This window comes from Pseudomonas sp. DC1.2 (assembly GCF_034351645.1).
GTDB lineage: Bacteria > Pseudomonadota > Gammaproteobacteria > Pseudomonadales > Pseudomonadaceae > Aquipseudomonas.
This window is the reverse complement of record NZ_CP133782.1, coordinates 2,921,595-2,940,589: the sequence shown is the minus strand read 5'-3', so window position 1 is coordinate 2,940,589 and position 18,995 is coordinate 2,921,595. Positions and strand designations below refer to the sequence as shown.

The window sequence follows — 18,995 nt, the reverse complement described above, 5'->3', positions numbered from 1 at the left end:
TGCCCGTTGAGTGGGGCGCAGGCTCAGTTCAGTTCCCTGCTTAAGCGTGTTATTGCGTTTGTGCCAAATCTTGTAGGCGCCAAATGGCGGCTGCGCAAAATTTTGTATTACAGGAATTTTCAAGTTATTTTATTTTGTTATAAATCAGTAGCTTATAAGGTTTATTTGAGTGGCATGGTTATCGCTATAGGGCTTGCACACTACTAAAAAAGAGTAAGCCCCATGCTCCAAAATCGTGTAATTCATGATGCAGTTGAACCTCGCCAACAGCCGACGCCTGCCGGCATCCGCCAGCTGACGGATGATCAAATACAGATGCTCAGGGCGTTTATCCAGAAACGTGTCATGAACCCGGACGATGTCGATGACATCCTCCAGTGCGTATTTCTTGAAGCACTGCGCAGCGAGCACAAATTCCAACATGCCAGCAAACCGCAAACCTGGTGGTGTGGCATCGCGCTGAACCTTATTCGCAATCACTTTCGCAAAATGTACCGCCAGCCGTATCAGGAAAGTTGGGAAGAGGACGTTCACTCAGAGCTCGACGGGTATACCGATATCAGCCATCAAGTGGATGGGCATCGGCAGCTCGCACGGGTGATCGAGGCCATTGGCTGCCTGCCATCGAATATGCAGAAGGTGCTGGAGGTCTCGCTGGAAATGGACGGTAACTATCAGGAGACGGCGAACAGCCTGGGGGTGCCGATTGGCACCGTGCGCTCCAGGCTGTCACGGGCACGGGTGCAGTTGAAGCAGCAGATGGACCCGTTTGCCTGACGAGCGCTTTCTTCAGGTTTTTGGGAACCAACTCGCGTCGCCAGCCACACAGTTGCCATCCTTCACTCTCGGATGGCAACTTCCCATGCGTATTTCCAGTTCCCCCTTCAGCGGTATCGTGACTCCACCCACCTCTGGCGAACTGGTTGGTGAGTCGCCGCTTGCCAACGCCATGCTTGCACCGGCGGGCAACGCCCAAACCGGCGTGCAGTTCGGTCAGGCCACGGAAAATCCACAGGTCGCGCTCAAAGGCACTGAGCAGACGGCATCGTCGCTTCTTGCCCTGTTGTTCCAAGGCCAGGGTGATGCTCCGACCAGCGTCGCCCCAACCGTCGAGCCGCTGTCGTGCGGTGCTGCGCCTGCCGAAGTCGCACCGACCGACCCGGTCGCCCCGGTGGCAGGTTCGCCGAGCACCGATGCCAACGATCCTGCCAATGCCCCGAAAGCGGCCGACGCTGCGTTTCTCGACAACTCTGTGTATTCGTCCCCTGAGGCCCTGAAGCGCTGGGAACCGTTGGTGGCCAATTTGCCGCCCGATGAGCGTCTGCAAGCGCAAAAAGAACTTAACCGGCCGATCGCAGCGGCGCGGATGGCCGCCGGCAAGGGGCCTGAATCGGCCCAGGCGATGGAGTTCATCAATGCCAATCCGGCGCTTAAAACAGCTGTAGACGTCGGTAAACATGGTGGCAACGCGGACGGCAAGATCACCAACAAAGACCTCAAAGCCTTTGCCAAACATATGGAAAATGCAGCGAATAACGCTGACAAGGAGTTGATCAAATACCCAAAAGATAACCCCGACGCCGACCCGCAATCCTTGGAACTGGTGCGTAACGCCTCGTTGATGCAGGCCAATTTGCCGCTGGTCAGCGCTGCCGACCCTCATCACGCGCTGGGTGCTGCGAACAAGAGCGCAATCGACGGCAACATCAGCGCTGATGACATGAAAGGCTTGAGTGAGAGCAACCCAGGGCTTGCCGGGGCGCTAAAACAGTCCTGCAACACCTGGTCGCAGCCAGGCTTTCTTGGTCAGCTCGACCAAGCTGGGAAGAAGGGCCGCGACCTGGCGGCGCACAGTCCCGACCAATTGTTCAATGCCAATAACCTGACTAACTGGATCAAAAGTCAGGCGCCCACAAATGGCGGCCAGTTCGCCAGCATGCTCAGCGACGCTGCGACGTTGAATGCGGTGGCCGGCATCGATATCAGTAAGCTCGACGCCAACGTCTTCGATAAGCCGGCCTCCTACAGTGGCGCGCAGAAAGCAGCGGTGATGGTCAAGCTGCAACAGACCCAGCAAAGCGTTATCGCTGGACGAAGCCTGCACAACACTGAAAAAACCGAAGAGGGACTGGCCGACCGAATCAGCCAACTACAGGCTGACGCCGACGTGCAGGCGTTCCTTGGCAAAAGCATTCCCGAGCAGGAACGCTCGCTGGTGCGCAGTGACGCCTCGCTGCAAAAAGCGGTCACCGAACAGATGCAAAACGTCAACAGCGGCCAGGCCTTGCAGACCGATATGGCGACGGCGGACCGGGCCACCAACAAACGTAATCCAAATGCAGACTACAGCGGCGCCATCAGTGGGTTATCCGCTCAGTTGCAGTTGCAAAAGGACCTGTTCCCAGACGCCGAAGTGCCCGACGCCGAGCGCGTGTTGAGCAGCCGGCCAGACCTGCAGAACGCAGTCGCGCAATCCTATGTTCACAACTTCAGCGAGGGCGGTGCGTTGAAGCAACTGCTCGGCCAGAAAAAAGTCGATGCCAGTGATGCGCTACAAACGGCTGACAACCGCAAAGCGCTGTACGAGAGTGCGCTGCCCAGCGATTTTACCCAAGGCCAGCAAAGCGACTACGTAGACGCCACGCTGGGGCAATTGCAGGCTTCGAAAAAGGGTCGCAAGTTGCTTGAGGGCAAGGTCGATCAGGACCATGGACCATCGGTGGCGACCCAGCTCGCTTCGGAAATGGGGCCAAGGGCACTGCAATCGGTCATGGGGTTCGCGTCGGTGTCTGACATGCTCGCCCAAGGCAACAAGGCCGGCGCTGCGCAAACCCTCTACGACAGCACCAAAACCGGTTTGCAAGCGATCAAAGGTGGCTATGACGCCGCGGCCAAAATGGTAGGCCGCGAGGCGTCGGCCGGGCTGGGTCGCATGGCCGGGCAAGTGGCGGGGCGCGCAGTGGCAATGGTTGCTGGGGAAGCCACTGGACTTGCCGCCGGGGCCGCCTTGGGCGCGTCGATTCCGATCATCGGTTGGGTTGCCGACGCTGCCATGGCGATTGGTTTTGGTATTTCCGCGATTATCGACGCAGTCAAGAAGCACAAAGCCCAGAAGGCATTCGATCATAACGTCGACCCCGTACTGACCCAGTTTGGGATTGCCAAGGCGCATTAACTGTCGAAAAGAATCGGGGCTGATGCCCCTTTCCTTAAAAATCTGGTGACCGCATACGACGCTATAAAAGAGCGTGTGCGTGGCCATTTACGCTGTAAAAAAACAAGGCGTTATTGCAAGTTTCAGAACGGTATCACGCCTCATCACTCATTAATCGAAAGTAGGGTATTCGAATGGGTTGCGTATCTTCAAAAGCGTCTGTCATCTCTTCGGAGAGCTTTCGCTCATCGCAGTTAAACTCTCCAGCTCATTTAAGGGCCGAGTCGTCGCCGGTACAACACCGGGCCAGATCGCCTCGGTATGGAGAACTTCAGGGGCCGCAGCCAAGCCGGTTAATGCAGTATCAACAGGCGTTGGTGGGTGTTGCTCGTTGGCCAGATCCGCACTTCAATCAAGATGATGTTCCTCAACAAATGGAGTACGGCCAATCTTTCTACAATAAAAGCCGAGCGTTGGGCGCGGAAATTGCCACTGCAAATATCGGCAGTTTTCATGCGCTTTGGAATGAAGCTCGTGAGTGGCGAGGATCCCGGGCTGGACTGGATGCCGATAAGTTTCTTAGTCCTCGTAACCCTAATGCTTATCGACAGTACGCCACGCCGTTGGCGGAACAGTACGACTATATAAAATACAAATTCGCACATCGCAAAGATGGCGAAATGGAGCGCGGCGCAGATTTTCTCCCGAAACAGCAGGTGTTTCGTTTCAGTGGGGAAATCGACGGGGAACGCATTCCTCTTACTCGACTCTCCATAAGTACCGATCACCATGCCAACCGGATGGCAGAGCCCTACGTAGGGTTGCGAAACCGAAGGCTTAGGGATTTAGGCGAGCCGAACTTGATGTCTCACACGAGTGCTGAATATGTGCCGCAAATCATGCAGCATGTTGAAACGCTTTATGCGCAGGCGACCGACGCGACCGTCTCGGATGCGCGAGCGCTGAAAACGCTAGCGGAAATTCACTGGTGGATGGCGCATGCCATGCCGGACAAGCGTGGAAGTGCCGCCAAAACGGAACTCTGTGTACGCTCGATCGCTCAGGCGAGAGGCATGGACCTCGCGCCTATGAAACACGGTATCGTGCCCGATCTGGAGGCGCTTACTCTGCCGTTAAAAGACTTTGTCAAAAAGTACGAAGGTTTTCTCGAGCGTATTTGATATCACCGTCACTCGACGCGATTGCGGGTAATACCGTTCAACGATCATTAACGGGGTTAAGCCCTTGGCCAATTCGCCAAGGGCTATAAATCCGATCATGTCAGGCTTGGCAATGTGCTCGTCGATGAACGTTTTATTAGTGACATTCAATGAGCAGGCTGATGATGCACGTCGCTTTTTCAAGGCGTAATTTGTGCGGATAAATTCTTCGGCTGAAAACTTTTTTCTAACGTTTAGCGTGTACTCATGGTTTGCTTTCTACCGGTTTTATTCAGGTTATAAAAATAGAAAGTGTGGCCTGTAGCCGAGCGCGGGGTAAGCGATAGCGGCTACCACTGTTTGAGCGTCGTGCAGCTAAGAGAGGGCGATGCCCCACAACGCAGAGCCGCTGACGAACTTGCCTGTGCCATCAATTCGACAGCTACCAATCGCTGTTTCCAGTCGTTCATGGCTGGCTCCTGTGTGCCGGAGGCGTCAGAAAATCCGGATAATCGCTCAGTACCCATTGCGCATCGTTTGTCAGTAAGTGACGAGCGCGGGCGGGATCGTTGATGGTGGCAACCGCGAAAATGCCGATGACGAACAAGCAGACTCGGACGCGTCGCTCGACAGCTCAAGCGAGGGCAGCGAGGAGGCCGACACCGCCGATCAGGATGCCGCCGGCGACAACACCGCCAAAAGTTTTGATGCGGGCACGCGCATCACCGCGCAAAAAAGTAGCAACCAGTTGTCGGTGCGCACGCGTCCTGTGCAGTGGAAGGGAATCGAATCGGCGATCAAGCGTCTAGACTATCCGCCGCTGCAAGTGCAGATCGAGACGCGCATTCTGGAGGTCAAACGCACTGGTGAACTGGACTTGGGGGTTCAATGGTATTTGGGGCGACTGGCCGGTCACTCTTCCAGCACCACGGTCGCCAACGCGTCGGGTAGCCAGGGCGCATCGGGTGGCGGCGGTGCGGGCCTGGGGAACGACTCGCTGCTCTATTCCTTTGTCAGTGCTAACTTGCAGGTGGCCTTAAATGCGTTGGAAACCAACGGCCGTACACAAGTAGTGTCAGCACCATCGCTGGTAGTAATGAACAACCAACCGGCGCAGATTCAGGTGGATGACAATATTCCTATCAGTCAGACCACGGTTAATATCAGTAACTCCGACACCACCCTGAGCAGCGTTGAATATGTGCAAACGGGCGTCATTCTGGATGTAGTACCCCGCATCAATCCGGGCGGTTTGGTGTACATGGATATTCAACAGCAAGTCAGCGATGCAGAAACGCCTACCACCACGACCCAAACTAAGCCGCGTATTTCAACACGCTCGGTTTCGACTCAGGTTGCCGTACAAAGTGGCCAGACCGTGCTGCTCGGTGGACTGATCAAACAAGACAACGCCGGGAGTGTGAGCGCAGTGCCGTACCTCGGAAAAATCCCCGGCTTACGCTGGCTGTTCGGCAATACCAGCAAGTCCAAGGACCGAACTGAGCTGATCGTACTGATCACTCCGCGTGTGATCACCAGCAGCAGTCAGTCGCGACAGGTCACTGATGCTAACGGCGTTTCTCTCTTGTATACACGTCGTCCGCACACCTGCGCGTCAGGCCCTGTGTGCTTGCGGGCCGTATGGCGGGAGTGCTTCTATTTTTGCTCACACGCCAGGATGTCCGTTGACATTTTCACCGGTTTCCGGTTGATTAATGCGTATGACGGATCAAGGGCAACAGGGTGTGGTTACCTTTATTTTTATCGTAGAAGTTAGAGGAGGTCAGTATTAATAATCTTACGGATGAGGAAGTCTCTGCGATTGCTGAAATAGAGGCAACTTCTAACATTTTAAGACTGGTCACTCGTTTGACAGATATGCGCTTCGCCGCAATCGCTAAAGTGACTGACAGCCACTGGATAGCGTGCGCCGTACATGACGAGTTGCATTTTGGAATTGAAAAGGGCGATGAGCTTTTAATTGAAACGACATTGTGTAATGAACTGCGCATCCATCGAAAGGCGATAGTGATTGAACATGCCAGCTTCGATCCTGTTTTTGCGCAGCATCCTTTGCCTAAACACCATGGTTTTGAAAGCTATATTTCTTTACCTATCATTTTTGCAGACGGTACTTTTTTCGGCACATTGTGCGCGCTGGATACATTGCCCAAACGGCTCGAAAATCCGCAAATTATGGAAGTTTTAACAATCCTTACCCGGCTGATCAGCACCACATTGGATTTGCAACGCAGGATGAAAAACGAGACAGGATCGTAGGTTATTCGTTTTGGCTGATGACGCTCCAGACATCACGGCGGGTATCAGTTTAAGGTCTTGACCAGGCTTGCTTTGTTATTTCCAAAAGGAATATATAAATCGTTATTTATTCCTTTTGATGTTGTCTCGGAACGTGCATTTTGAAGGCCTGCACTGTGTGCTCAAGTGCCCACTCCAAGACAGGAAGCCTCGTCATGACCATCAAAGCGATCAACGTTCGAAATCAGTTCAAGGGCGTCATCAAGGAAATAGTCCAAGGCGAGGTGGTCTCCGAAATCGATGTGCAAACCGCCTCCGGCATTGTGACGTCGGTGATTACCACCCGTTCAGTACGCGATCTGGAGTTGAGAGTGGGTAGCGAGGTCATTGCCTTCGTCAAATCCACCGAAGTCTCGATCGCCAAGCTTTGAAATAGCACGATTTGATATTGAAGACAGGCGGCCTCGGCCGCTTTTTTTATCGTGTTCAAAACCCCGGCTGCTTCTGGTCAATTCACAGGCAGTTATTAATTCGGCGCGGCGTCTTTGCTTTAGCGGGTGAGCGAGCAGCGTTCCTGTGTCAGCTGATTTTGCTGAGAAACCCCGGCAATGAAGGCTCCGGAACCACCGACAACACCTTCAAGCGCTGCAACATCCTTTGCCGCGAGCGCTGCAAATGTTCCTTGAGGTTCAGGGCCGCGGCATCGAAGGCGCCGTGCAGCAGCAACTCCAGAATCAGGCGGTGTTCGGCAAGCATCGCCTGATCGGCACCTATGCCCAGCAACTGATAAAAAATGCGGTTGATGATCATCGGGCTCTGAGCTTGGCGAATCAGCGCGGCCATTTTGCGATTCTGCAAGCCATCCAGGCACTGCTGATGCAAGTCTTCCTCAATGCGCTCTATCTCTTCCAGGCTGCAATGTTCGGCCTGCTGCGCTTGTAAGACTCGTTGCAGCATTGCCTCTAGCCGCTCACGGTCCAGCGCCGGCGCACTCAGGCGCAGGGCTTCGGGCTCAAGGCAGGCGCGCAGTTCATAGTCTTCAGTGACTTCGCGCGCGGTCAACGGTCCTGCCAGCCATTGCGAATAGGGCTCCTTTTCCACCAGCCCACGATCCCTCAGGCGCATCAGCGCCTCACGCACGACGGCACGGCTAACGCCGTAATGCTGGGCGGCGGCCTGTTCGTCGAGGCGGTAATGGCCGAAGGCGATACAGGTCGACAGCGCCGCACCAATCTCTTCGTAGATACGCTCGCCCAGTGGCCGTGTGTCGACCCGTTCTTCGCCAGTTTCCAAACCGAGGTGCTCAGCACTCAAGGGCAAGCGCAGCGGTTCGATCTCAATGCCCTGAGGGTTAATCAGGTAGCCGCGGCCGTCGAAGCGACTGATCAACGCTTCCTCGTACAAGAGGTGAAGGGCTCTGCGCACCGGCACTCGACTGGTGCCGAACAGGTCGGCCAAAGGCGCTTCCAGCAATACCAGGCCTTGCAACGCTGTGCCCTGGATGATTGCGTCGCGTAAGACCTGATAAATCATCGCGTAACGCGACGCGGTGCGCGGGGCCTCGGCGGAGACTGCTTTCATCTATTCCTCTGGGTGTTGGCAGCGATGGCCGGGAATTCTCTCACAGTTGGCGAGTGTCACTGCGCACCACGTTTTTCTGCCCTGTCCTGGGGCTTAATCAGGGGAGCTGTTACGTTTCTGCACCAAAATGTACATTGGATTAAAAGATACATTATTAGAGGTGGGCATTGGCTCGCACGGTGCGCTCAGCTCAGCGATCTGTCTATTTCAATAATCACTGGGGAACGTCCGAGGTTTTAGCGCAACATTCGCACCTGCTGACGAAGCAGGTGGCACGGAACATGCTCTGTATAAAATGTATATTTTATTAATATATACGTTTTATGAGAATTCTGGAGTGTCGTCCCATGACCCCCTCTATGTTGGTTGATGCCACCGCCTTGGCGGGAGCGTTTGCAGCTCGCCGCACTGATCCGGTCCAAGTGCTGGAACAGACGCTGGAGCAGGCGGGACGTTCAGCGCACGTGTTTATCGCGCTGTGCTCGGACAGGGCCCGACGTGAGGCGCAAGCGTCTGCCGCGCGTTGGCGTGCTGGGCAACCGTTGAGCCTGTTCGACGGAGTACCGGTTGCGTGGAAGGATCTGTTCGATGTCGCGGGCAGCGTCACAACGGCCGGCGCGCAAGTCCGTCGTGACGGACAGCCCGCGTTGCTTGACGCCCACAGTGTGGGGTTACTCACACGTGCGGGGATGGTTAATGTTGGCAAGACTAACTTAAGTGAGTTTGCCTATTCCGGGCTCGGGCTTAATCCGCATTTTGGGACGCCGATCAATCCTCACAGCGATGTACAACCGCGCATCCCCGGCGGTTCGTCAGCGGGTTCCGCCGTGGCCGTAGCCGCGGCAATAGTGCCCATCGCCATGGGCACAGACACGGCCGGCTCGATCCGTATTCCCGCTGCTTTCAACGGCTTGGTGGGCTTTCGCAGCAGCACGCGGCGTTACAGCCGCGAGGGTCTATTCCCGCTGGCACATACCCTCGACAGTCTGGGACCACTGACCCGTAGCGTGCGCGATGCCTGGATGATCGATGAGCTGCTGCATGGGCGCGATCCGCGTCAGGCGCCGCCCGTGCGCAGCCTGGCGGGGCAACATTTTTGGGTCGATACGACGTTGCTGGACGACCCGGCTATCCAACCCGCGGTACGCGACAACCTGCTGATCGCTGTTGGATGCTTGCAGGACGCTGGAGCGTTGGTGCAGTTGCGCCCGCTCAATGCTTTTCAGGCCACCTTGCAGTTGACTCAGGCGTTCGGCTGGCTCGGTGCTGCCGAAGCGTTCGCCCTGCATAGGCCGCTGCTCGACAGCGACGCCGCCCAGCGCCTGGACCCCCGCGTGCGTCGACGGCTGGAGAGCGCACGCCAGATGCCCGCCGACCAGTTGCTCAAACTCTACGAAGCGCGGCTATTGCTGCAACAGCAACTGCTGGATGAACTGGACGGCGCCGCGCTGATTACCCCCACCGTGGCGCATGTGGCCCCCCCTTTGGCGCCACTGGAAACGGATGACAACCTTTTTGTGCAGACCAACCTCGCCACCCTGCGCCTGACCATGCCGGGGAGCCTGCTGGACATGCCCGGCGTCGCCTTACCCAGCGGTCGCGATGCCCAAGGTTTGCCCACCAGCCTGCTACTGAGCCTGCCTCAAAGCAACGACGCGCGTTTGTTGCGTGCCGCGCTGGCGGTGGAGGCGGCGCTGCAACGCATCTGATGGGTCATAACGCTTTAATTTTCTCCAACAATAAGCAGTCACTGGAGGCCGCTAATGGCTAAAGAAATTCTCTGTGCATTTGGTGTCGATGTAGACGCGGTGGCCGGCTGGCTTGGGTCCTATGGCGGTGAAGACTCACCGGACGACATCTCCCGTGGGCTGTTCGCCGGCGAGATAGGGGCGCCACGCTTGCTTAAATTGTTTGAACGCTACGGCTTGCGGACCACCTGGTTTATTCCAGGGCATTCGATGGAAACCTTCCCTGAACAGATGAAGGCCGTTGCCGACGCCGGCCACGAGATCGGTGTACATGGCTATAGCCATGAAAACCCGATTGCGATGACCGCGGAGCAGGAAGAAATCGTCCTCGATAAATCCATCGAACTGATCACCCAAGTGACTGGTAAGCGCCCAACGGGTTACGTCGCGCCCTGGTGGGAGTTCAGCAAGGTGACCAACGAGTTACTGCTGAAAAAAGGTATCAAGTATGACCACAGCTTGATGCACAACGACTTTCATCCTTACTACGTAAGGGTCGGCGACAGCTGGACCAAAATCGATTACAGCCAGCACCCCGACACGTGGATGAAGCCGTTGGTGCGAGGGCAGGAAACCGATCTGGTAGAGATTCCGGCCAACTGGTACCTCGACGATCTGCCGCCAATGATGTTTATCAAAAAAGCACCCAATAGCCATGGGTTCGTCAACCCCAGGCACCTCGAAGAAATGTGGCGTGACCAGTTCGACTGGGTCTATCGCGAGCATGAGCACGCGGTATTTACCATGACCATTCACCCCGATGTCTCCGGTCGCCCGCAAGTGCTGCTGATGCTGGAACGCTTGATCGAACACATCCAGAGCCATGCCGGCGTGCGCTTCGTCACCTTCGACGAAATTGCCGATGACTTTATCCGCCGCAGCCCACGCAACGGCTGAGCACTGCAACCTTATCGAGGCGCGATTCATGTCTATCTATAACAAGCTCGACCTGGCTGGCTGGAAGCCCCAGCAATTGACCCCGGCCCAAGTGCGGTTCGCGACCTGGATTGCCTTTTTTGCCTGGGTTTTTGCAGTGTATGACTTCATTTTGTTCGGCACCTTGCTGCCGGAAATCGGCCGGCATTTTGGCTGGAACGAGATTGAGCAAGCGCAAATCGCCACGTGGGTGGCCGTGGGAACCGCGGTGGTGGCGCTGGCCATTGGTCCATTGGTGGATCGACTGGGGCGGCGCATGGGCATCATCTTCACGGTCAGTGGCTCGGCAATTTGTTCAGCCCTGACGGCTATCGGCGGGTCATGGGGCAAGTCGCCGCTGATTCTTATCCGCTCCCTCGGCGGGCTGGGTTATGCGGAGGAGACGGTGAACGCGACTTACCTGAGTGAGCTGTACGCGGCGTCGGATGACCCGAAACTGGCTAAACGCCGGGGCTTCATTTACAGCCTGGTGCAGGGCGGCTGGCCGGTTGGCGCCTTGATCGCAGCCGGTCTGACGGCGGTGCTGCTGCCGATCATCGGTTGGCAGGGGTGCTTCATCTTTGCGGCCATCCCGGCCATTGTGATTGCAATCATGGCGCGCAAGCTCAAGGAGAGCCCGCAGTTCCAGATCCATCAGCGCATCACTCAGTTACGTAAACGCGGTGAGATCAGTGAGGCCCAAGCGGTCGCCAGCACCTATGGCGTGGATTACGACGAGCACAGCAAGGCCGGAGTGGCTGCTGCTTTCCGTGGCTCCTCGCGCCGCGCAACCCTGGTGATCGGCGCAGCCATCCTGCTGAACTGGGCGGCGATTCAGGTGTTCAGCGTATTGGGTACGTCGGTGATCGTGAGCGTACACCACGTCTCTTTCGAGAACTCGCTGATCATTCTGGTGCTGTCCAATTTGGTCGGCTACTGCGGCTACCTGAGCCACGGCTGGATGGGCGACAAAATCGGCCGCCGCAACGTGATTGGCTTGGGTTGGATGCTCGGCGGGCTGGCCTTTGCCGGCATGCTGTACGGGCCAAGTAACATGCCGACGGTGGTCGGTCTATATAGCTTGGGGCTGTTTTTCCTGATCGGTCCTTACTCGGCGGCGCTGTTCTTCATTAGCGAAAGTTTCCCCACCAGCATCCGCGCCACCGGCGGCGCAATCATCCATGCCATGGGGCCACTGGGTGCCGTGGTCGCAGGTTTTGGCGCCACCCAGGTGCTTTCTGCGGGCGGCGACTGGCAGACGTCCGCCCTGTACTTCGGTGCGATACCTTGCTTTTTATCCGGCGCCTTAATGTTTGCCGCCCGCCACGTTCGTCCTGAAACCGTGAAATAAGGATTCGCCCATGACCCGTAAAGTCGCATTGATTACTGGCGCTGCCAGCGGCATCGGCCAGGCTCTGGCGCTGGCTTATGCCCGTCAAGGGGTGGCGGTGGTAGGCGGTTTTTACCCCGCCGATCCCCACGACCCACAACATACCTGCCACCTTGTGGAGGCGGCGGGAGGCGAGTGCCTGATGTTTGCACTGGACGTGACCGACACCCGTTCGGTGGACGACCTTGCGGAGCAGGCGGTAAAGGCGTTTGGTCGTCTCGATTACGCGGTTGCGAATGCAGGACTGCTGCGTCGCGCTCCGTTGCTGGAGATGACCGACGATGCTTGGAACGCGATGCTCGACGTAGATCTGACGGGCGTTATGCGGACCTTTCGCGCAGCCGTTCGACACATGGGGGACGGTGGGGCGCTGGTGGCTATCTCCTCGATTGCCGGCGGCGTCTACGGCTGGCAGGACCATTCGCACTACGCGGCGGCAAAGGCCGGTGTTCCCGGTTTGTGTCGCTCACTGGCGGTCGAACTGGCGGCTCGCGGGATTCGTTGCAATGCGGTGATTCCGGGCCTGATCGAAACCCCGCAGTCGTTGGATAGCCAAAACTCTCTGGGGCCTGCAGGTCTGTCCAAGGCCGCCAAATCCATCCCTCTGGGGCGGGTAGGGCGGGCCGATGAAGTGGCCGCGCTGGTGCGGTTTTTGACCAGTGAAGAGTCGAGCTACGTGACCGGCCAGAGCATCGTCATCGACGGTGGTCTCACAGTGCGCTGGCCGGATTAATTGGCCCATCAGCCAGGCCCGCAGCCCGGCTGTCCGCCATGACCTCGACCTCAAACAGGAGACTGAACATGCAACAACTTAAAAATCGTCGTGCGGTAGTGACCGGGGCCGGTAGCGGCATCGGTGCGGCCATTGCCCGAGCCTATGCGGCGCAAGGTGCGCGTTTGTTGCTGGCTGATCGCGACCCGAAATGCCTTGCGATCAGTGCTAACGCTTGCCGCGAACTGGGCGCCGATGTCTATGAGTGTGTGGCCGATGTCGGGACCGTCGAAGGCGCGCAAGCCAGTGTCGATGCGTGTGTCGAGCACTTCGCCGGCATCGACATTTTGGTAAATAACGCCGGCATGCTGACCCAGGCACGCTGTGTCGACCTGACTATCGAGATGTGGAACGACATGCTTCGGGTCGATCTCACCAGCGTTTTCGTCGCCAGTCAGCGCGCCTTGCCGCACATGCTGGCGCAACGCTGGGGGCGAATCATCAACGTCGCTTCCCAGCTCGGGATCAAGGGTGGTGCCGAGTTGACTCACTATGCTGCCGCCAAGGCCGCAGTCATTGGTTTCACTAAGTCCCTGGCGCTTGAGGTGGCCAAGGACAACGTTCTGGTTAACGCCATTGCCCCTGGCCCGATCGAGACGCCGTTGGTGGCGGCCATCAGCAGCGACTGGAAAGCCGCCAAGGCCGCGCAGTTGCCACTCGGGCGCTTCGGTGTGGCCGATGAGGTGGCGCCGACTGCCGTGCTGTTGGCCAGCGAGCCGGGGGGCAACCTGTTCGTGGGGCAGACCCTGGGACCCAACTCCGGCGACGTCATGCCATGAAGGAGCGCTAGAACATGTGTGGCCTCTGCGGATTGCTGGGCGAAGACGTCCATTGGAACGACCCTCTGAACAGCGAGCTGCCACGCCGACGTGAACGGCAGCGACGGATCTCGACGATCAATCGGGTGCTGGCCCCGTTGCGGCTAAAGGTAGAGGACTTCCAGGGCTCGGCCTACCTGGTGCTGGGCGCTACCGGTAAGCAGGAACTGGCCAGCGGGCTGGAACAGATTTGGGCGGTGGCGCACTCGATGATCGGGCGTGCGGTGGACCCGTTGGACCCCGTCGTGTTGAACCATCTGGAGCAGACGTCATGAGCATCGCTTTGAACGTCATCACCGGTTTTCTCGGCAGTGGCAAAACCACCTTGCTCAACCGTCTGCTGCGGGGCGAAAGCCTTGGCGATACGGCGCTGTTGATCAACGAGTTCGGTGATGTCGGTATCGACCATCTGCTGGTGGAGGAAGTGGCACCCGATACCGTGCTGCTGCCCAGCGGTTGTATCTGTTGCTCCATTCGTGGCGAACTCAAAGAAGCATTGCTGAGCTTGCTGGCACGGCGTAGCCGGGGTGAGATTCCAGCCTTTCGCCGGGTGATTTTAGAAACCACCGGGCTGGCGGATCCGGCGCCGATTCTCGCCACACTGAACAATGATGTGCAATTACGTGGGCGTTTTCATCTTGGCCTGGTGGTCACCTTGGTGGACGCCAGCCACGCAGAGTTGCAGGAACGCATACACCCGGAATGGCTGGCGCAGGTGGCTGCCGCTGACCGTTTGTTGCTGAGCAAGACCGACTGCACCGAGCCTCACAGAGTCGACCGTTTGCGTCAGCGTTTGCTAGCGCTGAACCCGGATGCGGTGATGCTGCGCACGGATGAGGTACACAGCGGCGACCAGTTGCTACTGGGCGAAGGTTTACGCGGCGTGGCGCCTGAAGCCGAGGTGGCGCGCTGGCAGTTGCATCAGCCTTCGGTCACCGCCTCTCAACACGGTGCGGCTCAAGTCTGCTGCCTCGAATTCGAGCAGCCTCTGGACTGGATCGGCTTCGGGGTCTGGTTGTCGATGCTGTTAAGCTGCCACGGCGAACGCATTCTTCGCGTTAAAGGACTGCTCAACGTGAACGCCAGCCAGGCTCCTATCGTCATCCATGGTGTGCAGCACTGCCTGCATGCGCCCGTGCATCTTTCCCGTTGGCCGGGCGTTGACCGCCATTCACGGCTGGTGTTCATTTTGCGCGGCCTTGCGCCGGAGCAGCTAAGGCACTCTTTCGAGGTCTTCGCGCGTAGTTTCGCCCCGGCGACTGCGGAGCTGATGACATGAGAGCGACGTCTCCCATTACGCTACGGGTGCTTGGCACCTCAGTTACCTTGCTTGAGTCTTTGCGTATTCGAGCCGAGCAGGACCTGGGTATTCGTCTGGTTTATCAGGTGCATGATGTTGAGCAAGCGCAACGCATCGCGGTGATGCAACCGGAGAGTTACGACCTTTACGATCAATGGTTCCACAACGTTGATTTTGTTTGGCCCGCTCGGGCGATTCAGCCTATCGATACGCGGCGCATTGCCCTGTGGCATGAAATCAACGACCTGCCGAAACGCGGGCGTTTGTCGGCCAATGATCGTCCAGGCAGTGGCAGTGTGCCGAGCGAGCGTCTCTTTGTGCAGCACGACGGTAGTTTGGGCAACACCGTCAGCGAGCGAATCAGCATGCTGCCCCTGACCCATAATGCCGACAGTTTTGCCTACCGCCCGGAGCGTTTGCCCGCAGGGTTTTCCAGCGCTGACGAGAGCTGGGGATGGTTGCTGGACCCGGCTTGGAGTGGTCGGATTGCCCTGCAAAGCGATGCCGCGATTGGCGCACTGGATGCTGCCCTGGCCATTCGCGGCAGCGGCCTGGGGTCGTTTAAAGACATCGGCAACCTGAGCATCGAAGAAATCGACAGCATGGCGGACATTCTCGTGCGCAAGCAGCGCGAGGGGCATTTTGCGGCTTTCTGGTCTGACGATGAAGAGGCCGCGCAATTGATGCTCAGCCCCCGTATTGATATCCAGAGCCTATGGTCGCCGACCTTGATGCGGTTGCATCGCGCCGGTGTTAAATATCGTTTGGCGGTGCCCCGTGAAGGTTATCGGGCCTGGTTCGGCGGTTTGTCGGTGTCACGCCATGCCCACGGTGCGGTGCTGGACGCCGCGTATGCTTACTTAAACTGGTGGCTTTCGGGATGGCCCGGTGCGGTGATGGCGCGCCAGGGTTACTACATCAGCAACCCGCCCCGCAGTCGTGACCACTTGAGCAGCGCCGAATGGGATTACTGGTACGCCGGCAAACCGGCGCGTGAACAGCTCGCGGGCAGCGATGGTGAACCTTTGATTGAGATGGGTGAGACCCGTGATGGCGGCTCTTATGAGCAACGCATGGGGCATATCTCAGTGTGGAATTCGGTGATGGATGAGCACAACTATCTGGTGCGACGTTGGGGCGATTTTCTTCGCGCAGGCAGCAAGGTCGCGGGACGCGGCAAGAGCTAAAGCGCGACACGTTTGCCGATCCCCAGGGTTGACCTCGCGAGGCCCCAACCCGGCGCGCCATCAGACATGACGCGTCGCTAAAAAATCGTTGACGACCTGCATGCACAATTCGCGCGCCTCGACGTGCGGCATACAGAGTTGGGAGATGCTCATCGCCGGTGACTACGACATGTCCGTGATGTACTGGACCAATGACATTTTTGACCCGGACCAGAAAACCACCTTCGTGCTGAGCGACGACAGCAACATGAACTACAGGAGCGGCTACAAGAACGACAAGGTTAAAGCGCCGGTTGCCGCCGCCCGCGTTGAAATGGACCCAGCCAAACAGGGTCAGCTTTATAGAGCAGGGCCATGGGCATTTCCTGAAGGGTGAAGGTGTTTCCATCATCGCGTAACGCCAACGCAGGATCTGTTGAAAGCGCTGAGTCAAACGCATTGCGCAAGGCTCTATCAGCGCCGCCTCGGTAGATTCGGCGGGCTAAAGGAATCTGCCGTTTGGCAGGGTGAAAACAGTCGATCCGAATTTCTCAGGACGCAAGTTCGGCGTAGTCCGTTCCGCGCAGGCTTTAACCTGAACAGCATCGCAACCACCTCTCGGTTGCCGGACTGACGATGGAAAATGCCATGAATAGCAAAGTCGACGAAACCCCTCATTTGCTCCGTCAGCGCGATCAGTTCGTGCCACGTGGCCTGGTTACTGCTCATCCGTTGGTGATTGATCGCGCCCAAGGCGCTGAGCTGTGGGACGTGGATGGCAAGCGGTATCTGGACTTCGTTGGCGGTATTGGCGTATTGAACATCGGGCACAACCACCCCAAGGTAGTGGCGGCAGTTCAGGCGCAGTTGCAAAAGGTCTCCCATGCCTGTTTCCAGGTGGCCGCCTATCAGCCTTATCTCGACTTGGCTCAGCGTCTGTGTGAAATGGTCGGCGGCAACGAGGCTTACAAAGCAGCGTTCTTCACCTCGGGCGCCGAGGCCGTGGAAAACGCGGTGAAAATCGCCCGCGCTCACACCAATCGCTCGGCCGTTATTGCCTTTCGCGGTGGTTTCCACGGTCGGACCTTACTGGGCACCACGCTGACCGGGATGAGCCAGCCGTATAAGCAGAACTTTGGGCCATTCGCGCCGGAGGTGTTTCATACGCCGTACCCGAATGCCTATAGAGGCGTCAGCAGCGACATGGCACTTAAGGCGCTCGATGAATTGTTGGCGACTCAGGTCGCACCCGATCGGGTTGCGGCGATCCTCATCGAACCGGTGCAGGGCGACGGTGGATTTCTGTCGGCGCCGGTGGAGTTCCTGCAAGCCCTGCGCGCGCTGACTGAAAAGCACGGCATTGTGCTGATTCTCGATGAAATCCAGACCGGTTTTGGTCGCACCGGCAAATGGTTCGGTTTTCAGCACTCGGGCATCCAGCCGGACCTGGTGACTGTCGCCAAAAGTCTGGCCGGTGGCCTGCCGTTGTCGGGCGTGGTCGGCAAGGCGGCTATCATGGACGCGCCGCTGCCAGGCGGTTTGGGCGGTACCTACGGCGGTAACGCGTTGTCGTGCGCGGCGGCGCTGGCGGTGATAGACGCGTTCGAGCAAGAAGACCTGCTGGCGCGTAGCGAATTACTGGGCGAGCGCTTGCGCCAAGGTCTGTTGAGTTTGCAAGCTCGTTATCCGCAAATCGGCGACGTGCGTGGTATTGGCTTCATGCTGGCGATCGAACTGATTAAACAGGACGAAGCCCGGACGCCGGATGCCGAGTTGAACCAGCGGTTGATCGATGAGGCCCGCAAAGGCGGCCTGCTGGTGATCAAGTGCGGCGTGTACCGCAACGTCTTGCGCTTCCTCGCACCACTGGTAACCCATGAAGAACAGATCGACGAAGCATTGCACATTCTCGATGGTGCATTGGCACGCGTCTTGAACTGAGCTGCTGCCGGCTCGGGACGGTGTCTTAAGGCACCGTTCGTGAGCGTTTATGGAGCATGGATTGATGGACTGCATCATCGGAGGCTTGGCGCACCATGGGGCTGACTGAATATCGAGCGTTACTCATTGATTGCGATGAGGTTCTAGTAGATCGGGACTCAGGGGTGTGGACGGCGTTGCAACCCTTGCTCGACAGCCGGGGTGGCCATCCAGAGAAAGAACAGGTGCTGGCCGAATACACTGAGGTGGTCAGGGCACTCTACCCACGCTTCGCTGAGCTAGGCTTTAGCGGTTTGCTGTGTTTTGCCCACCGCCAGTTGGCCGAAAGCTGGGAATTGAAAGCAAGCTGGGAGGAGGGCATGAGCTTTGCTCGTTCAGTGGCGGGCTGGTCGTTGTTCGAAGACGCGCCCGGCGCCATGTTGTACCTGCGCAAGTTCTATCGCTTGCTGGTACACGGAGATCGGGATGCCGAAGACCGAGGCGTACTGTGCGAACGGTTGGGGATCCTACCCGATGATTTCATTTCCCTGGCTACGCACCCCTTGCAGGATCAGGACTGGCTGCACACGAACGCGCTGGATGTTGGAGCGATTTTGCACGTGACCCGGCCGTCGGCCGTCGGCCGCTGGCCTGCAGGCCACCACGGATGTGTGCCTGATTTGTCGCGGACGGGCAACACCCTCGTTGCCGTGTGCTGCACACTATTGCATCACCAGCATGGCGGACCTTGTTGCGCAGCATCAGCTGTCTTTACGGCGCTGATTTTGCTAGAAGATTGTCTTACGAACGGC

Annotated in this window: 15 protein-coding genes and 3 pseudogenes; 17 read left to right on the top strand and 1 reads right to left on the bottom strand. The window is 57.7% G+C overall.

Annotated features, from left to right (window positions below):
- Positions 1-222: 222 nt before the first annotated feature.
- The 6 genes and pseudogenes from RHM68_RS13240 (at position 223) to RHM68_RS13215 (ending at position 7,004) form a co-directional block, all read left to right on the top strand.
- On the top strand, positions 223-777 hold the full coding sequence (locus tag RHM68_RS13240) for an RNA polymerase sigma factor (RefSeq protein ID WP_322215277.1): 555 nt from the start codon (positions 223-225) through the stop codon (positions 775-777).
- An 85-nt stretch (positions 778-862) separates the two neighbouring features.
- On the top strand, positions 863-3,175 hold the full coding sequence (locus tag RHM68_RS13235; RefSeq protein WP_322215275.1) for a type III effector HrpK domain-containing protein: 2,313 nt from the start codon (positions 863-865) through the stop codon (positions 3,173-3,175).
- Between the two features lie 173 nt (positions 3,176-3,348).
- Entirely contained in the window at positions 3,349-4,335 is a 987-nt protein-coding gene (gene xopAH, locus RHM68_RS13230; protein ID WP_322215272.1) for a XopAH/AvrB family type III secretion system effector, read from the top strand.
- A gap of 676 nt (positions 4,336-5,011) precedes the next feature.
- Positions 5,012-5,881 (top strand): annotated as a pseudogene (locus RHM68_RS13225) (type II secretion system protein GspD); the annotation flags it as partial.
- Positions 5,882-6,102: 221 nt separating this feature from the next.
- Positions 6,103-6,594 (top strand): GAF domain-containing protein, encoded by a 492-nt coding sequence (locus tag RHM68_RS13220; RefSeq protein WP_322223787.1) that lies wholly within the window; start codon positions 6,103-6,105, stop codon positions 6,592-6,594.
- 194 nt (positions 6,595-6,788) lie between these two features.
- Complete coding sequence (locus tag RHM68_RS13215) at positions 6,789-7,004, top strand: TOBE domain-containing protein (RefSeq protein ID WP_045061257.1); 216 nt, start codon at positions 6,789-6,791, stop codon at positions 7,002-7,004.
- Positions 7,005-7,152: 148 nt separating this feature from the next.
- Here RHM68_RS13215 and RHM68_RS13210 read toward each other — a convergent pair whose 3' ends face one another.
- Complete coding sequence (locus RHM68_RS13210; RefSeq protein WP_322215269.1) at positions 7,153-8,154, bottom strand: GntR family transcriptional regulator; 1,002 nt, start codon at positions 8,152-8,154, stop codon at positions 7,153-7,155.
- 347 nt (positions 8,155-8,501) lie between these two features.
- Here RHM68_RS13210 and RHM68_RS13205 point away from each other — a divergent pair, with 347 nt between their 5' ends.
- The 11 genes and pseudogenes from RHM68_RS13205 (at position 8,502) to RHM68_RS13155 (ending at position 18,966) form a co-directional block, all read left to right on the top strand.
- The gene (locus RHM68_RS13205) at positions 8,502-9,863 is read left to right on the top strand and encodes an amidase (protein ID WP_322215267.1); all 1,362 of its coding nucleotides are present in this window, start codon (positions 8,502-8,504) and stop codon (positions 9,861-9,863) included.
- A 54-nt stretch (positions 9,864-9,917) separates the two neighbouring features.
- Positions 9,918-10,799 carry a polysaccharide deacetylase gene (locus tag RHM68_RS13200; protein WP_322215265.1) on the top strand — a complete coding sequence of 294 codons (882 nt, stop codon included), beginning with the start codon at positions 9,918-9,920 and terminating at the stop codon, positions 10,797-10,799.
- A 28-nt stretch (positions 10,800-10,827) separates the two neighbouring features.
- A complete protein-coding gene (locus RHM68_RS13195) occupies positions 10,828-12,168 on the top strand; it encodes an MFS transporter (protein ID WP_322215263.1) in 1,341 nt (446 codons plus the stop codon).
- Positions 12,169-12,178: 10 nt separating this feature from the next.
- Complete coding sequence (locus RHM68_RS13190) at positions 12,179-12,940, top strand: SDR family NAD(P)-dependent oxidoreductase (RefSeq protein ID WP_322215261.1); 762 nt, start codon at positions 12,179-12,181, stop codon at positions 12,938-12,940.
- 68 nt (positions 12,941-13,008) lie between these two features.
- On the top strand, positions 13,009-13,758 hold the full coding sequence (locus tag RHM68_RS13185) for an SDR family NAD(P)-dependent oxidoreductase (RefSeq protein ID WP_322215260.1): 750 nt from the start codon (positions 13,009-13,011) through the stop codon (positions 13,756-13,758).
- Between the two features lie 14 nt (positions 13,759-13,772).
- Positions 13,773-14,072, top strand: coding sequence for a hypothetical protein (locus RHM68_RS13180; protein ID WP_322215258.1), 300 nt, complete (start codon positions 13,773-13,775; stop codon positions 14,070-14,072).
- Positions 14,069-15,076, top strand: coding sequence for a GTP-binding protein (locus tag RHM68_RS13175; protein WP_322215256.1), 1,008 nt, complete (start codon positions 14,069-14,071; stop codon positions 15,074-15,076). Before RHM68_RS13180 ends, RHM68_RS13175 begins: the two co-directional genes overlap by 4 nt.
- The gene (locus tag RHM68_RS13170) at positions 15,073-16,284 is read left to right on the top strand and encodes an ABC transporter substrate-binding protein (protein ID WP_322215253.1); all 1,212 of its coding nucleotides are present in this window, start codon (positions 15,073-15,075) and stop codon (positions 16,282-16,284) included. Before RHM68_RS13175 ends, RHM68_RS13170 begins: the two co-directional genes overlap by 4 nt.
- Before the next feature lie 133 nt (positions 16,285-16,417).
- A pseudogene (locus RHM68_RS13165) lies at positions 16,418-16,627 on the top strand (ABC transporter substrate-binding protein); the annotation flags it as partial.
- A gap of 284 nt (positions 16,628-16,911) precedes the next feature.
- The gene (gabT, locus tag RHM68_RS13160; protein ID WP_322215250.1) at positions 16,912-18,204 is read left to right on the top strand and encodes a 4-aminobutyrate--2-oxoglutarate transaminase; all 1,293 of its coding nucleotides are present in this window, start codon (positions 16,912-16,914) and stop codon (positions 18,202-18,204) included.
- A 95-nt stretch (positions 18,205-18,299) separates the two neighbouring features.
- Positions 18,300-18,966: pseudogene (locus RHM68_RS13155) on the top strand (2-haloalkanoic acid dehalogenase).
- Positions 18,967-18,995 lie beyond the last annotated feature (29 nt).

What these genes read in the sequence shown, in the direction of transcription:
- RHM68_RS13240 (WP_322215277.1), top strand. Translation starts at nt 223, where the DNA reads ATGCTCCAAAATCGTGTAATTCATGATGCAGTTGAACCTCGCCAACAG.
- RHM68_RS13235 (WP_322215275.1), top strand. Translation starts at nt 863, where the DNA reads ATGCGTATTTCCAGTTCCCCCTTCAGCGGTATCGTGACTCCACCCACC.
- xopAH (WP_322215272.1), top strand. Translation starts at nt 3,349, where the DNA reads ATGGGTTGCGTATCTTCAAAAGCGTCTGTCATCTCTTCGGAGAGCTTT.
- RHM68_RS13215 (WP_045061257.1), top strand. Translation starts at nt 6,789, where the DNA reads ATGACCATCAAAGCGATCAACGTTCGAAATCAGTTCAAGGGCGTCATC.
- RHM68_RS13210 (WP_322215269.1), bottom strand. Translation starts at nt 8,154, where the DNA reads ATGAAAGCAGTCTCCGCCGAGGCCCCGCGCACCGCGTCGCGTTACGCG.
- RHM68_RS13205 (WP_322215267.1), top strand. Translation starts at nt 8,502, where the DNA reads ATGACCCCCTCTATGTTGGTTGATGCCACCGCCTTGGCGGGAGCGTTT.
- RHM68_RS13200 (WP_322215265.1), top strand. Translation starts at nt 9,918, where the DNA reads ATGGCTAAAGAAATTCTCTGTGCATTTGGTGTCGATGTAGACGCGGTG.
- RHM68_RS13195 (WP_322215263.1), top strand. Translation starts at nt 10,828, where the DNA reads ATGTCTATCTATAACAAGCTCGACCTGGCTGGCTGGAAGCCCCAGCAA.
- RHM68_RS13190 (WP_322215261.1), top strand. Translation starts at nt 12,179, where the DNA reads ATGACCCGTAAAGTCGCATTGATTACTGGCGCTGCCAGCGGCATCGGC.
- RHM68_RS13185 (WP_322215260.1), top strand. Translation starts at nt 13,009, where the DNA reads ATGCAACAACTTAAAAATCGTCGTGCGGTAGTGACCGGGGCCGGTAGC.
- RHM68_RS13180 (WP_322215258.1), top strand. Translation starts at nt 13,773, where the DNA reads ATGTGTGGCCTCTGCGGATTGCTGGGCGAAGACGTCCATTGGAACGAC.
- RHM68_RS13175 (WP_322215256.1), top strand. Translation starts at nt 14,069, where the DNA reads ATGAGCATCGCTTTGAACGTCATCACCGGTTTTCTCGGCAGTGGCAAA.
- RHM68_RS13170 (WP_322215253.1), top strand. Translation starts at nt 15,073, where the DNA reads ATGAGAGCGACGTCTCCCATTACGCTACGGGTGCTTGGCACCTCAGTT.
- gabT (WP_322215250.1), top strand. Translation starts at nt 16,912, where the DNA reads ATGAATAGCAAAGTCGACGAAACCCCTCATTTGCTCCGTCAGCGCGAT.